The 13,013-nt window shown below is 70.4% G+C and carries 11 protein-coding genes; 4 read left to right on the forward strand and 7 right to left on the reverse strand.

Annotated elements, in window-relative coordinates; all coding sequences use genetic code 11:
- The first annotated feature begins 39 nt into the window (after positions 1-39).
- Positions 40-426 (forward strand): cupin domain-containing protein, encoded by a 387-nt coding sequence (locus tag INT49_RS02825; protein WP_193116205.1) that lies wholly within the window; start codon positions 40-42, stop codon positions 424-426.
- A 5-nt stretch (positions 427-431) separates the two neighbouring features.
- Here INT49_RS02825 and INT49_RS02830 read toward each other — a convergent pair whose 3' ends face one another.
- The 4 genes from INT49_RS02830 to INT49_RS02845 form a co-directional block, all read right to left on the reverse strand.
- The gene (locus INT49_RS02830; protein ID WP_319021486.1) at positions 432-1,757 is read right to left on the reverse strand and encodes an ABC transporter substrate-binding protein; all 1,326 of its coding nucleotides are present in this window, start codon (positions 1,755-1,757) and stop codon (positions 432-434) included.
- Positions 1,758-1,793: 36 nt separating this feature from the next.
- Positions 1,794-4,433, reverse strand: coding sequence for an alpha-glucan family phosphorylase (gene glgP, locus INT49_RS02835; RefSeq protein WP_193116206.1), 2,640 nt, complete (start codon positions 4,431-4,433; stop codon positions 1,794-1,796).
- A gap of 342 nt (positions 4,434-4,775) precedes the next feature.
- Positions 4,776-6,458, reverse strand: a complete 1,683-nt coding sequence (gene ettA, locus INT49_RS02840; RefSeq protein ID WP_193116207.1) for an energy-dependent translational throttle protein EttA — start codon at positions 6,456-6,458, stop codon at positions 4,776-4,778.
- 88 nt (positions 6,459-6,546) lie between these two features.
- Complete coding sequence (locus INT49_RS02845; protein ID WP_193116208.1) at positions 6,547-7,128, reverse strand: hypothetical protein; 582 nt, start codon at positions 7,126-7,128, stop codon at positions 6,547-6,549.
- 46 nt (positions 7,129-7,174) lie between these two features.
- On the opposite strand from INT49_RS02845, the gene INT49_RS02850 reads away from it, so the two are divergent.
- A complete protein-coding gene (locus INT49_RS02850; protein WP_193116209.1) occupies positions 7,175-7,714 on the forward strand; it encodes a hypothetical protein in 540 nt (179 codons plus the stop codon).
- Positions 7,715-7,740: 26 nt separating this feature from the next.
- On the opposite strand, the gene INT49_RS02855 is transcribed toward INT49_RS02850, so the two are convergent.
- A complete protein-coding gene (locus tag INT49_RS02855; RefSeq protein ID WP_193116210.1) occupies positions 7,741-8,433 on the reverse strand; it encodes an HAD family hydrolase in 693 nt (230 codons plus the stop codon).
- Positions 8,433-9,581, reverse strand: coding sequence for a YlbL family protein (locus tag INT49_RS02860; RefSeq protein WP_319021487.1), 1,149 nt, complete (start codon positions 9,579-9,581; stop codon positions 8,433-8,435). Before INT49_RS02860 ends, INT49_RS02855 begins: the two co-directional genes overlap by 1 nt.
- Before the next feature lie 86 nt (positions 9,582-9,667).
- On the opposite strand from INT49_RS02860, the gene INT49_RS02865 reads away from it, so the two are divergent.
- Positions 9,668-11,338 carry a zinc-dependent metalloprotease gene (locus INT49_RS02865; protein WP_226849657.1) on the forward strand — a complete coding sequence of 557 codons (1,671 nt, stop codon included), beginning with the start codon at positions 9,668-9,670 and terminating at the stop codon, positions 11,336-11,338.
- Positions 11,328-11,930: an NUDIX hydrolase gene (locus tag INT49_RS02870; RefSeq protein ID WP_193116212.1), complete on the forward strand. Its 603-nt coding sequence runs from the start codon at positions 11,328-11,330 to the stop codon at positions 11,928-11,930. The genes INT49_RS02865 and INT49_RS02870 overlap by 11 nt, the downstream gene beginning before the upstream one ends.
- Here INT49_RS02870 and INT49_RS02875 read toward each other — a convergent pair.
- A complete protein-coding gene (locus tag INT49_RS02875; protein WP_193116213.1) occupies positions 11,918-12,553 on the reverse strand; it encodes a M48 metallopeptidase family protein in 636 nt (211 codons plus the stop codon). The two genes, INT49_RS02870 and INT49_RS02875, sit on opposite strands and share 13 nt — an antisense overlap.
- Positions 12,554-13,013 lie beyond the last annotated feature (460 nt).

A 13,013-nucleotide genomic window follows, 5' to 3' on the forward strand; every position in this document is an offset into this window, starting at 1 on the left:
GCGCCCGACGGTCCTCGGCCCCCGCCGTACGATGACCGCATGAGGATCGTGACCCTTCCGAGGCAGCAGATCACCGCCTTCGCCAGCAGCGGCGTCGCGATGGACTTCCTGCCGCGGATCACGGACGCGGAGCGCGCACATGTCCAGATCGCGCACCTCGCCGCCGGTGGGACGCTCGGCGAGCACCCGGCCGGGATGCGGCAGGTCTTCGCGGTCCTCAGCGGGCACGGGGAGGTCTCGGCCGACGGCGGCTCGCGCCGACCGATCTCCGCGGGGCAGGCGGCCTTCTGGGAGCCGGGAGAGGTGCATCAGACCTGGGCGAGCTCGGACATGGTCGTCGTGATCGTGGAGACCGCGGGACGGCTCGACCCCGATGAGCTCTTCATCGAGGTCCGTGCCACCCGCGAGGGTCCTGCCACGGACTGAGCGGATCAGCCGGTGGCGTCCTCCGCCGCGTCCTGAGCCTTCGGCAGCGCATCGGCGGCGGTCGCTGTGCCGGTGAAGACCTCGGCGATGATCGGGAGCGCTGCCCCTGTGCCCTCCGCCGAACGGTTCCCGGTCTCCGGGAGGGCCACGTCACCGGGCGCCTCCGCCAGGACGGAGACGTCCACGCCGTCGGCCTTCCACTCCTCCTGCCAGACGCTGTGGAGATCGCGGTGGGCGGGGATGCCGAGGCGGTTCTCCGCGAGCGGCCGCTGTCCCTCCACGCTCCCCAGCCAGCTCAGCAGCTCCCCGATCGCCTCCTCGCGCTCCTCATCGTCGTCGGGCGTGATCCCGACCGCCGCGACCGCGTGCACCAGTGGGCGCGGCCCCTCGGCCCCGGCGACCGGTGGGTGGACGGACCAGGGGAACGCCTCCTTGATCCCCTCGGCGAGGACATGGAGGTCGTAGGTTCCCGTCTGCAGGAGGCCGAGCTTGCCCTCGACGAACAGGCTCTGGCACAGGGTCTCGTCGGTGACCGCTTCGGCGCCGTCGGGCGCGAGATGGCCCGCCGTGAGGTCCGCGAGGTACTGCACGGCCTCGATCCCCTCCTGCGAGGCGAAGGTGAAGGCGCCCTTCTCGTCCTGCCAGGCGCCGCCGTGGCCGGCGATGAAGGGTCCCAGCACCGCCGATCGGTCCGGATGCGCGCTGAACCCGAACGCCGCGCGAGCCGCGGGGTCGAACCCCTTGTCGCCGGGATGCAGGCCCTCACCGTCCACCGTGATCTCTCGGGCGAGGTCACGGAGGCTGTCCGTCTCGGCGCCGGGCTCGAAACGCAGCTCCGCGGCGTCCCCTCCCGCGGCCTCGACCAGCTCCTGGTGGGCGACCAGGATGCTCCGGTCCCAGACCTGCGGCACGCCCCACAGGGCGTCGTCGATCCGATAGAGGTCGGTGGCGGACTCCTCCCACTGCGCGGCCGCATCGGCCACGACCTCCCCGACCTCGATCAGCTGACCGCTGGCATGAGCCTCCGCGAGATTCGCCGTGTTCATCCACAGCACATCCGGCAGGGACTCCCCCGCGACATCCAGCGGGAGCTGCTTCCAGTAGTCGTCCCAGCCCATCACCTCGACGTGCACGTCGATGCCGGACTCCTTCGAGAAGGCGGCCATGGACGTCTCGTAGGCGGAGGCCGCGGCGTCGTCCCACACCCGCATCCGCAGGGTGTCGGCATCATCGACGTCCGGGGGAGCCTCCTCGGAGCACCCGGTGAGGGCCCCGATCCCGGCCACCCCCATCGCCGCGGAGGAGAGCAGGAGCTGACGACGAGTCGGCACGGGGTCGGGACCTTCCGTTCGGATGCTGCGGGCTGCTCAGGCGGTCGCGACCAGGCCGAGCTCTGCACGGTGCGCGAGCACCGGATGCTGCGGGGTGACCCGCACGGTGTATCCCACCTCGCCGGGGACGGAGAGCGCAAGACGAGCGGTCCACCGGCCGTTCTCCTCACTCTGCAGCGGGATCAACTGGGCGTCGATGATCTCACCCTCGGCGTCGACCGCGCCCAGGACCGCCTCGACCAGGACGTCCTCAGCGCGAAGACCGGCGAGATCTACCTGGGCCACGAGGGAGATCTCGGCGCCGCTGGTGATCTCGGCGCCGCTGGTGATCTCGGCGCGGCTGGAGCTCTCGGAGCTGCTGGAGGCCGCACGATCGACGGCGCCCTCGAGCGACACCGCGGAGACGCGCACGCCGGACCAGGCCGCCTGCACATCGGCCTTCCACGCCGTGAACGTCGAGGCGAGCGAGAGATCCGAGCGGAACGCGGAGGCGGCGCGGGCGGCGGGGAGGTACAGCTCCGTGACGTAGTCGCGCACCATGCGGGCCGCGGTGATCTGCGGAGCGATCGCCACCAGCGAGGACCGGACCGTGGTCATCCAGGTGTGCTGCAGGCCCCGGGCGTCGCGCTCGTAGAACTGCGGCACGATGCGGCCCTCGAGGATCTCGTAGAGCGCCTCGGCCTCGAGCCGGTCGCGCTCGGACTGGTCCTCGACGCCCGCGGTGGGGATCGTCCAGCCGGCCTCGTCGTCCTTCATCTCGTCCCACCAGCCGTCGGAGACGGAGAACGTGAGGCCGCCGTTGAGCACGGCCTTCATCCCGGAGGTGCCGGAGGCCTCCTCGGGACGGATCGGGTTGTTCAGCCAGACGTCGGATCCGGCGATCAGCACGGAGGCCATCGCGATGTCGTAGTCGGGCAGGAACGCGATCCGGTGGCGCACCCCGTGGTCGTCGGCGAACTGCACCAGCTGCTGGAGGAACTCCTTGCCGGGGCGGTCCGCCGGATGGGACTTGCCGGCGATGACGATCTGGACCGGACGCTCCGGGTCCAGCAGGATGCGCTTGAACCGCTCGGGGTCGCTGAGCATCAGGGTGAGCCGCTTGTAGGTGGACACGCGACGGGCGAAGCCGATGGTCAGCGCCTTGGGATCCAGGATGTGATCGGTCCAGGCGAGCTCGGCCGCGTCCGCGCCGCGGCGCAGCCAGGACTCCCGGACATGGGAACGCGCCATGGTCACCAGGGACTCGCGCAGCGTGTCCCGGGCCTCGGTGAGCTCGTGGTCGCTAAGGGTCGACAGCGCGCTCCAGTCGCTGAGCGAGGAGACGTCGACATCGCCGAGGGCCTTCTTGAACAGGTCGTCCATGACCGACGAGGTCCAGGTGCGGCGGTGCACGCCGTTGGTGACCGACCCGATCGGGACCTCCGGCACGTCGAAGCCGGGGTACAGATCCTGGAACATGGCGCGGGAGACGGCGCCGTGGAGCTTCGCGACGCCGTTGGAGCGCTGGGCGATGCGGAAGCCGAGCTGGGCCATGTTGAAGATGTCCCCGCCCTCCTCGATGCCCAGGGCGAGGGCGGCCTCGACCGGCAGCGCCGGGATCAGCCGGGAGATGCCGGAGTCGTCGGCGCCGAGGTACTGGCGCAGGCGATCCGCCTCGAAGCGGTCGATGCCCGCGGGCACCGGCGTGTGGGTGGTGAACACGGTCCCGGCTCGCACCTCGGCGACGGCCTCGGAGAAGCCCGCGCCGCTCTGCATCAACCGGCCCACGCGCTCGAGACCGGAGAAGCCGGCGTGGCCCTCGTTGAGGTGGAAGACGGTCGGGGCGGGGACGTCGGTCGCGGCGGCGAACGCCTCCACGGCGCGCACGCCGCCGATGCCCAGCACGATCTCCTGGACGATGCGGTGCTCGTGGTCGCCGCCGTAGAGGCGATCGGTGATCTGCCGGGCCTCCTCGTCGTTGACCTCGAGGTTGGTGTCCAGCAGGAGCAGGGGGATCCGGCCCACCTGGGCCTTCCACAGCGCAATCGTGACCTCGCGGCCGTCGGGGAGGACGACCGCGACGGTCAGCTGCTCGCCGTCGGCCCCGTGCACGGGCTCGACGGGGAGCTTCTCGGGGTCGTTGTGCTTGTAGTTCTCCTGCTGCCAGCCCGAGCGGTCCAGCGACTGCGAGAAGTAGCCCCACTGGTAGAGCAGACCGATGGCGACCAGCGGCACGCCGAGGTCCGACGCGGACTTCAGGTGGTCACCGGCCAGGATGCCCAGGCCGCCGGAGTAGATCGGCAGCGTCGGGCTGATCCCGAACTCCATGGAGAAGTAGGCGACCGACGGGGTCCCAGTGGCACCGGTGGCCGTAGCGCCGGAGGCCGAGGCGCCGGGGACCATGCGCTGGAACCAGCGGCCGGACTCCAGGTAGGTGCGCAGGTCGCCGACCTCGGAGCGCATGCGGCCCAGGAAGGACTCGTCACGGGCGGCCTCGGCGAGCCGTCCCGCCGACACGCGCGAGAGCATCGCGATCGGGTTCTCGCCACTCGCGGTGAAGGCGTCGGCATCGAGGGCGCGGAAGAGGTCGGCGGTCTGGCGCCGCCAGGTCCAGCGCAGGTTCAGGGCGAGCTCGCGCAGGGGCTCGAGGGCACCGGGGAGTTCCGAGGACACCGTGATCGTGGAGAGCGGCTTCATGCTCGTAGGGTACCCGGGATCACCGTTCCCCTTGCGCCGATCTTGCGCGCGGACGGCAGGCCGCGCACGCCGCCGAATCCTGGTTCACAGCCTGCGTCGATGCGAGGCTCGCGGCCGTCGGTCGGACGCGCCGAACGCCCCTCTCCTGCAAGAACTTTCTGGACGGATGGCGAGGTGGTTCCCGCCTGCAGGAACGGACAGCATCCGGCCCGTCGGCCCGATGGCTTGACAGCTCGACGGCACAACGGCACGACGACTCAACGCCGAGCGCCCCACGGCCGATCACCAGGTGATCGATCGTGGGGCGCTCGGCAAGGGATTCTCTCCGCGAGGAGCGGGCCCTCAGTCGCGGGTCAGGCGACGGTAGGTCATGCGGTGAGGACGAGCGGCCTCCGCACCGAGACGATCGACCTTGTTGGCCTGGTACGACTCGAAGTTGCCCTCGAACCAGTACCAGTTCGCCGGGTCCTCCTCCGTGCCCTCGTAGGCCAGGATGTGGGTCGCGACCCTGTCCAGGAACCAGCGGTCGTGGGACACGACCACGGCGCAGCCGGGGAACTCCAGCAGGGCGTTCTCGAGCGATCCGAGCGTCTGCACGTCGAGGTCGTTGGTGGGCTCATCGAGCAGGAGCACGTTGCCGCCCTGCTTGAGGGTCAGTGCGAGGTTCAGGCGGTTGCGCTCACCACCGGAGAGGATCCCCGCCTTCTTCTGCTGATCCGGGCCCTTGAAGCCGAACTGGCTGACGTAGGCGCGTGAGGGGATCTCGACCTTGCCGACCTGGATGTAGTCCAGCCCGTCGGAGACGACCTCCCAGAGGTTCTTCTCCGGGTCGATGTTCTCGCGGTTCTGGTCGACATAGCTGATCTGCACGGACTTGCCGATCTTCAGCTCGCCGTCGTCGATCGGCTCCAGGCCCACCATCGTCTTGAACAGCGTGGTCTTGCCCACGCCGTTGGGGCCGATGACGCCCACGATGCCGTTGGGCGGCAGGGTGAAGGAGAGCCCGTCGATGAGCACCCGCTCGCCGTAGCCCTTCTTGAGGTCCTTGGCGTCGATGACCTGGTTGCCCAGGCGCGGGCCCGGCGGGATCGTGATCTCCTCGAAGTCGAGCTTGCGAGTGCGCTCGGCCTCCTCGGCCATCTCCTCGTAGCGAGCCAGTCGGGACTTCGACTTCGCCTGGCGGCCCTTGGCGTTGGACCGCACCCACTCCAGCTCCTCCTTGAGGCGCTTGGCGAGCTTCTGGTCCTTCTTGCCCTGGACGTTGAGGCGCTCTTCCTTCTTCTCCAGGTAGGTGGAGTAGTTGCCCTCATAGGGGTACAGGTGACCGCGGTCGACCTCGGCGATCCACTGGGCCACGTGGTCCAGGAAGTACCGGTCGTGGGTGACGGCGATGACGGCGCCCTCGTACTGCGTGAGGTGCTGCTCGAGCCACAGCACGCTCTCGGCGTCGAGGTGGTTGGTGGGCTCGTCCAGCAGCAGCAGGTCGGGCTTCTCCAGGAGCAGCTTGCACAGCGCCACGCGGCGGCGCTCACCACCGGAGAGATGGGTGACCATCTCGTCTCCGGGCGGGCAGCGCAGCGCGTCCATCGCCTGCTCGAGCTGGGAGTCGAGATCCCAGCCGTTGGCGGCGTCGATGTCGGTCTGGAGCGTGCCCATCTCGGCCATCAGCGCATCGAAGTCGGCGTCGGGCTCGGCCATCTCCTCGCCGATGGCGTTGAAGCGCTGCACCTTCTTGAACAGCTCGCCCATGCCCTCCTGGACGTTCTCCAGGACGGTCTTGGACTCGTCCAGCGGCGGCTCCTGCAGGAGGATGCCGACGCTGTAGCCGGGCGAGAGCTTCGCCTCGCCGTTGCTGGGCGTATCGAGCCCGGCCATGATCTTCAGGATCGTCGACTTGCCGGCGCCGTTGGGGCCGACCATGCCGATCTTCGCACCCGGGTAGAAGCTCATGGAGACGTCATCGAGGATGACCTTCTCGCCCACAGCCTTCCGGGCCTTGTACATGGAGTAGATGAATTCAGCCAACGCGTGTTCCTGTTCGGAGAGGGGTCTGGTGGATTCTCACCGGCGCGCCGCGACGCGGTGCCGCACGGGATGTGTCGCCTGCCCGACTCTACCCCGACGTCGCCGGATCGAGCCCCAGCAGGTTCACCGCCAGAGCGAGGCCGTTGACGAACCACCAGACGCTGAAGAACGACACCACGAGCGCCGAGCCCGCGGCGAGCAGGAGCATCGCCCGGCGCCGTTGCGAACGGGCGATGGAGAGGTAGCCGGAACCTGCCAGGCAGGCCAGGAGCACCAGCGAGGTGAGGAGGCTCATCGCGTCCCCGGCCTGAGGGAGCAGAGACCCCATGGTGAGGAGCCCGGCCAGGGCGATGAGCGCGGTCGGTACGGCACTCGCCACCACCCCGATGCTGTGCGCGAGCAGGCGCGCCCCTCGTGTGGCGACGCTCGGCACCAGGAGCGTCGCCACCTGCAGGGCGAGGGAGAGCAGACCACCGGCCACGGCGACGAGCACGAGGAGCTCCAGAGCGGTCGCGTCAGCCTCGGGCTGGGTACTCGCATGGAAGGACCAGCGGGCGAGATAGCCGCTGGAGGCCGCGAGCACCACGGCGACCAGGTGCAGGCCCACGAGCAGCGCGTCACCACGGGGGCTCGAGGGCTCGCTCGGAGATGTCACAGGGGGTTCGTCCACGACTGGAGCCTAGGCGCTGCTCTGTTCCAGCCGCTACGGTGCCGCCATGATCGAGACCGCACCGCGCCGAAGCCGATTGCCCCTGCTGCTGTGCTGCCATGTCCTGGCGGCGATCCTGGCGATCCTCGGCGGGGTCGGCTCGATCTGGGTGATGCTCGAGAACCTCGGGTGGGACCGGGGCAACGATCTGGCCGTCATGGTCCTGACCTCGGCGACGGCGCTCGCTGGGGTGATCTCCGTGGTGCTCCAGCTCGGGTCCCTGCTGGTGCCGGACCGCACCGCCTGGTGGGAACGTCTGATCGCACTGGTGGCCGGTTCCGTGATCGGAGGGATCGGAGCCGGGGTGGTGCTGCTCTCCGCCGCGGCGACCTTCGGTGTCATCGCCGGCCCGGCGGGCCTCCTGGTCGGCGGGGCGGCGCTGGTCCTGTTCCTGCTCCTTCTGATCGCGGCGCTCGTGGTCCGTGCCACGAGCCGCGACACGCGCTGGCCCGTGCTGCTGGTCGCGGCAGGGAGCCAGGTGGCCGTCGCCCATTTCGTGCCGTGGTGGGTCCTCGGCACGGTGCTGATGGGCGGCGAGATCCTCTGACCCAGCGCGGCTCAGTCCAACGGGGCTCAGTCCAGCGGGACGCCCCGTTCGGTGAGCACGCGGCGCGCGATCGCCGCCCCGTGCTCGGCGCCGTCGGCCTGCTCCTCGCCGTTGCGCGGCCACAGATGCGCATCGATCCCCAGCGCCCGAGCGGCGGCGACGTTCTCCTCGCGGTCGTCGAAGAAGACGACGGCCGACGGGATCGACACTCCCCCGGTCTCGTGCGCCAGCACGTCCAGCAGGATCTCGTAGATCTCCCGCCCGGGCTTGACCGCCCGCTCCTCGCCGGAGATGACCGCGAGGGTGAAGGCCTCGAACCAGTCGGCGCGACGCACCGCCTCGCCGAACGCCTCGGAGGCATTGGACAGCAGCGCCAGGCGCACGCCGTTGCGGGCGAGGTCGTGGAGCAGCTCCCGGGACGCTGGGTCCAGTCGCAGGAAGTACCGGTTGTCCGCAGCCTGGAGCTCGCCGACCTCGGTCTCGGTGAGGTGCTCGACGCCGGCGGCCATGGCCACCGAGCCCCAGTACTCCTCCGGCGTGCTGGCACCCCGGTCGTAGCTGTCGCGGTGGGCCCAGAGGGCCTCGCGGACGGCGCCGATGTCGCCGCCGAGCAGGTCGTGGATGCCCGGAACCGGGTCGTGTCCGGCGCTGAGCACTCCCCCGTAGTCGAAGACCACGGTGGGGCTCGGCGGGGTGCGGCGGCGGTTGCGCTTACTCATCAGTCCTCGTTCTGCGACGTCTTCGCGACGTCGTCACAGGTGGGGAGACCGTCGGTGCTGCCGGTCTCGGCGATGGTCTCGGTGGCCTTCAGGGCCCCGTCGAAGTCGGAGACCGCGACGACGTCCAGTCCGTCGGGCTCGTAGCCGACGACCTCGTCGCAGTTCGCGGCAGGGGCGAGGAAGTAGTCGGCCTCGGAGTCGTGCGCACCGACCATCTTCTGGCGGATCCCGCCGATCCCGCCGACCGTGCCGTCCGCGGCGATGGTGCCCGTCCCGGCGATCTGGTGGTCACCGGTTAGGGCGCCCGGGGTCAGCTCGTCGTAGACCGACAGGGAGAACATCATCCCGGCGCTGGGGCCGCCGATGTCCCCCACGGCGATCTCGACGTCGATCGGGAAGTCGTACCCGGAGGTGAGCACGACGCCCATCTTCGGGGCACCGTCCACCATCTCGGCGGGCACCTCCAGGTCGAGCTCCTCACCGTCGCGACGAACGGTCATCGGGACGGGTTCGCCCTTCGGCGTGCCGAGGACCAGCTCCTGGTAGCCGGCGACATCTGTCGCGCTGCGTCCGTCCACAGAGACGATCACGTCACCGGCCTCGAGGGTGCCGTCGGCCGGAGCGTCCTGCTCGACCCCGCCGATCATGATCACGGGGTCGAAGTCGATGTCGAGCTCCTCGAGGGCGACGGCGACCGCACCCTGCTGGGACGAGCCCATCGCGACGGAGTTCGTCAGCACGGTCTGCTCACGGGTCTGCCCCTCGGGGAAGACCGCCTCGCGGGGCAGCACGGACTTCGTGGGATCGAACCAGGAGGCGACCACCTCGACCGGGGTCACCCGGTAGCCGGGCCCCCCATCGACGGAGACGGTGGTCATCATCAGCGTCCCCTCGGTGGGGTACGTCTTCGCGCCGTCGATCACGATGATCTGCTCATCGTCATAGGAGCCCAGCACGTCGATCGCCGGGCCCGGCTGCTCGATCACGTACGGCACCGGCATCAGCGAGGCGCCCAGGATCATCAGGCACAGCACCACCATCGAGACCAGGGCCACCACCGGGCGGGCGAGCTGCGCGTCCTCGACCTGGCGCGAGAGCAGTGCGCGGGCCCGCCGGGTTCGGGAGGGCCGGGACTGGTCGTCTATCACCCCGACATTGTGCCTCACGCGAAGCCTTCACCCTGTTCCCGGATGCGCTCGGTACGCTGGGCGCCCACGGACTGCTGGAGGTGGCCATGAACACTGATCCGATCCCGGGTGGACCCGGCGATATGGACGAAGAGGCGCTCAAGCGCTTCCTCAAGGAGACCTTCGGGGACGCGCTCCCCGAAGGCGCCCTCGACGGGCTGGACCTGTCGGCGCTCGCCGAACAGGCGAACCTGCCCCAGGACCCTGCGCAGCTGCGTGCCGCCGCCGCGCAGATGCAGAGCATGTTCGCCGCCCAGGGCGACAACCCGGTGAACTGGCAGATGGCCGAGGACATCGCCCGGCGCACCGCCGCCGGCATGGCCGGCGTCCCCGGCGCACCGGAGCCCACCGGCACCCCCGGGGACCCCAATCCGACCGACGCCCAGATCCACGATCTGCGCCAGGCCGCCCAGGTCGCACGGCTGTGGCTGGACCCCGTGATCGCCTTCGACGTGCCCACCGCCGAGCTGGCCGTGTTCAGCCGCGGCACCTGGCTGCATCGGACGCTGCCGCATTGGAAGACCATCGTCGAGCCCGTCGCGAAGTACATGGCCGGAGCGATCGGCGAGGCGATCGCCTCCCAGATGGGCCAGATGGGCGACCTCTCCGCGATGGGCGGGAACGCCTCCGGGCTGCCCGGCGATCCCGCCGGCATGATGGAGCGCATCGGCGGCACGATGTTCGGCGTCCAGTTCGGTCACGCCATCGGCTCCCTGGCCCGCGAAGCCTCGGGCACCACCGATCTGTCGCTGCCGCTGGGTCGCGACGGCGAGCCGGCGCTGGTCGCCGCGAACGTCGACGACCTGATCTCGTCGCACACCCTGGATCCCTCCGCCGCACGGATCTTCCTCGCCACCCGCGAGATCGCCCACACCGCCCTGTTCAGCGCGGCCCCGTGGCTGGGCAAGGCGCTGTTCTCCGCGATCGAGGACTTCGCCCGCGGCATCACCCTGGACCTCGACGCCCTCGACGAGATGGTGCGGGACCTGGACCTCTCGGACCCCCAGGCCATGCAGGCGAAGCGCCCCGAGGAGATGTTCGTCTTCACCCGACGGGCCTCCCAGGAGCGTGCGCTCGAGGAGCTCGCCACGACCTTGGCGCTGATCGAGTCGTGGGTCGATCACGTCACGACCAAGGCGCTCGAGGGGAAGCTCCCTGAGCTCGAGGCGATGCGCGAGGTGCTGCGGCGTCGCCGCGCCGCCGGCGGCCCTGCCGAGCAGATGCTGGCCCGGACGATCGGCATCGAGCTGCGCCCCCGGCGCGTGCGCGAGGCCCTCACCTGGTGGGACAGCGTGCTGGCCACCGAGGGCGAGCAGGGCCGCGAGGCGACCTGGGATCACCCGGATCTGCTGCCCACCGCCGAAGTGCTCTCCGGGCGCCCGCAGGCACCGCAGACCCCGCAGGCTCCGCAGGGAGCTGCGCAGGACGTCCCCGACGGCATGGCAGACGTGGAGATCCCCACGGACTTCGACGCCGAGCTCGAGAAGCTCCTCAGCGGCGCCGACTCCGGCTCCGCGCCCCGGGAGGACGACAAGGGCGGCCTGCGCCGGGACGCCGACGGCGGCAGCCCTCGTGACGGCGAGGACTCCGCCGATGGGGACTCCGGCACTGGAGACGCCAGCGATGGGGGCTCCAGCACTGGGGGCTCCGGCGATCAGGCCCCCGACGAGGGGACGTCCGGCGAGGACGAGGAGCCGGGAACTCCCGATGGGCGCTGATCCGCTCGAGGCGGCGTTCGCGGAGCTGCAGCTCGCCCGCGACGCCGCCTCCGGCCCCGAGATGGCCGCGGAGTACACGGCGCTGCTGCAGGGCTCCCCGAACGCCCTCTATCGCGAGGGCGGCCCCCGCCACCTCACGGCGAGCGCCGTGGTGATCGACGCTCCCGGAGAGCACATCGCTCTGGTGTGGCATCGCAAGGGCAGCTTCTGGGTGCAGCCCGGCGGACATCTCGAAGCGGGCGAGACGAGCTTCGAGCTCGCCGCGCGCCGCGAGGTCGCCGAAGAGGTCGGCCTGTCCGCGCTGGAGCGCGTGGGGCCGGGCCCCGCGGTCCTGCACAGTCATCAACTCGATGCGGCCTTCGGTGCCTGCGCGGAGCATTGGGACGTGCAGTTCCTCCTGCGCGCCCCCGGTCCGGCCTCTGCGACGCCCCTGGCCACGAGCGACGAGTCCCCCGAGGTGCGCTGGATCCCCTGGCCGCTCCTGGATGGCGGCCCGTCCCGCTCCACCGCGCACCTGCCCGAGGGCACCGTGCCCGATATGGCGGCGAAGCTCGACGCGCTCGCCCCGATCCTGGCCAGCTACTCGGACTGAGCCTGCGTTCGTCGCTCCGGATCCCGGACCGAGTCCTGGTCCGGCTCGTGCTCCAGATCTCCGTCCAGCTCCGCGGACGGCAGGCTCCGCGCCCAGGAGAACCCGTCCAGGAAGCCCTGCGCCTTCTGCGCCTGGGGGTACAGCGCCATCAGCGCCTGGAACTCCTTGCCGTGGCCCGGCACGAGGAGATGGACGAGCTCGTGCATCATCACCGAGCGCACGACGTAGTCCGGCATGTCCTGCAGCTGATGCGAGAGCCGGATCGTGCCGTCGGCCGGCGTGCAGGACCCCCAGCGGTGGTTCTGGCGGGTGGACCACGTGACCGAGGACGGGTGGGCCCGGCCCCCGAGATATGCCTCACTGACTTCTCGGGCCATCCGGGCGAGAGCCTCATCACCGCGCCGGGTCCTCGTGGTCCGAGCCTCTTTCCTGACCAGCTGGTCGACCATCTTCGTGACCCAGTCCCGTTCCTGCCGCGCGCTGAACGTCGCGGGGATCGCGATCACGAGATCCCCGTCGCGCCGGCTGATCGACACCGTGCGGCGCCGGCGCGCCGACCGACGGACCATCACCCGCTCCCCGCGAGGGCCGGCGACGTTCTCCTGGAGGACGAGATCACTCATGGGGAGAAGCCTGGCACGATCCGGGGCAGAATATCTTCATCCACAACCGAGCCCGCGAGAGGAAACCTTTCGGGGCCGTGACCTGCAGGAATGCATCTTCCTCCACAGTCGCCGCCGCACCGTCCCGAACCTGTCCACACCCATTGCGGGGTTGTCCACAGTCGGTCCCCGACGGCCCTTTGACCGGTGCCGCTCCCAGGGGCTAGGTTTCCCTGCACGTGGGACCCCGGGATAACTAGCAGGACGCACACGGGGAAGGTGCGCGTGGTGCTGAGCGCCCCCGGGGTCCCACGGCCCTTCAGGCCTCTTTGCGCCTACGGGGCCTCCGTTGTCGGTTCGTCGCGCGCACTTCCTCGGCTCTCCGTTGAGCCTCCTGATCCCGAAGCGCGCGACGGGCCGCCCCGTTCGGAGCATCCCTCGATTCGTTCGGCTCCACCGCCCCCCGTTACAGTGGATCGAT

This window comes from Brachybacterium tyrofermentans (assembly GCF_014897585.1).
Taxonomy (GTDB): domain Bacteria; phylum Actinomycetota; class Actinomycetes; order Actinomycetales; family Dermabacteraceae; genus Brachybacterium; species Brachybacterium tyrofermentans.

Excerpts from the sequence above, each read along its gene's own strand:
- INT49_RS02825 (WP_193116205.1), top strand. The coding sequence starts at position 40 with ATGAGGATCGTGACCCTTCCGAGGCAGCAGATCACCGCCTTCGCCAGC.
- INT49_RS02850 (WP_193116209.1), top strand. The coding sequence starts at position 7,175 with ATGATCGAGACCGCACCGCGCCGAAGCCGATTGCCCCTGCTGCTGTGC.
- INT49_RS02855 (WP_193116210.1), bottom strand. The coding sequence starts at position 8,433 with ATGAGTAAGCGCAACCGCCGCCGCACCCCGCCGAGCCCCACCGTGGTC.
- INT49_RS02865 (WP_226849657.1), top strand. The coding sequence starts at position 9,668 with ATGAACACTGATCCGATCCCGGGTGGACCCGGCGATATGGACGAAGAG.
- INT49_RS02870 (WP_193116212.1), top strand. The coding sequence starts at position 11,328 with ATGGGCGCTGATCCGCTCGAGGCGGCGTTCGCGGAGCTGCAGCTCGCC.
- glgP (WP_193116206.1), bottom strand. The coding sequence starts at position 4,433 with ATGAAGCCGCTCTCCACGATCACGGTGTCCTCGGAACTCCCCGGTGCC.
- INT49_RS02875 (WP_193116213.1), bottom strand. The coding sequence starts at position 12,553 with ATGAGTGATCTCGTCCTCCAGGAGAACGTCGCCGGCCCTCGCGGGGAG.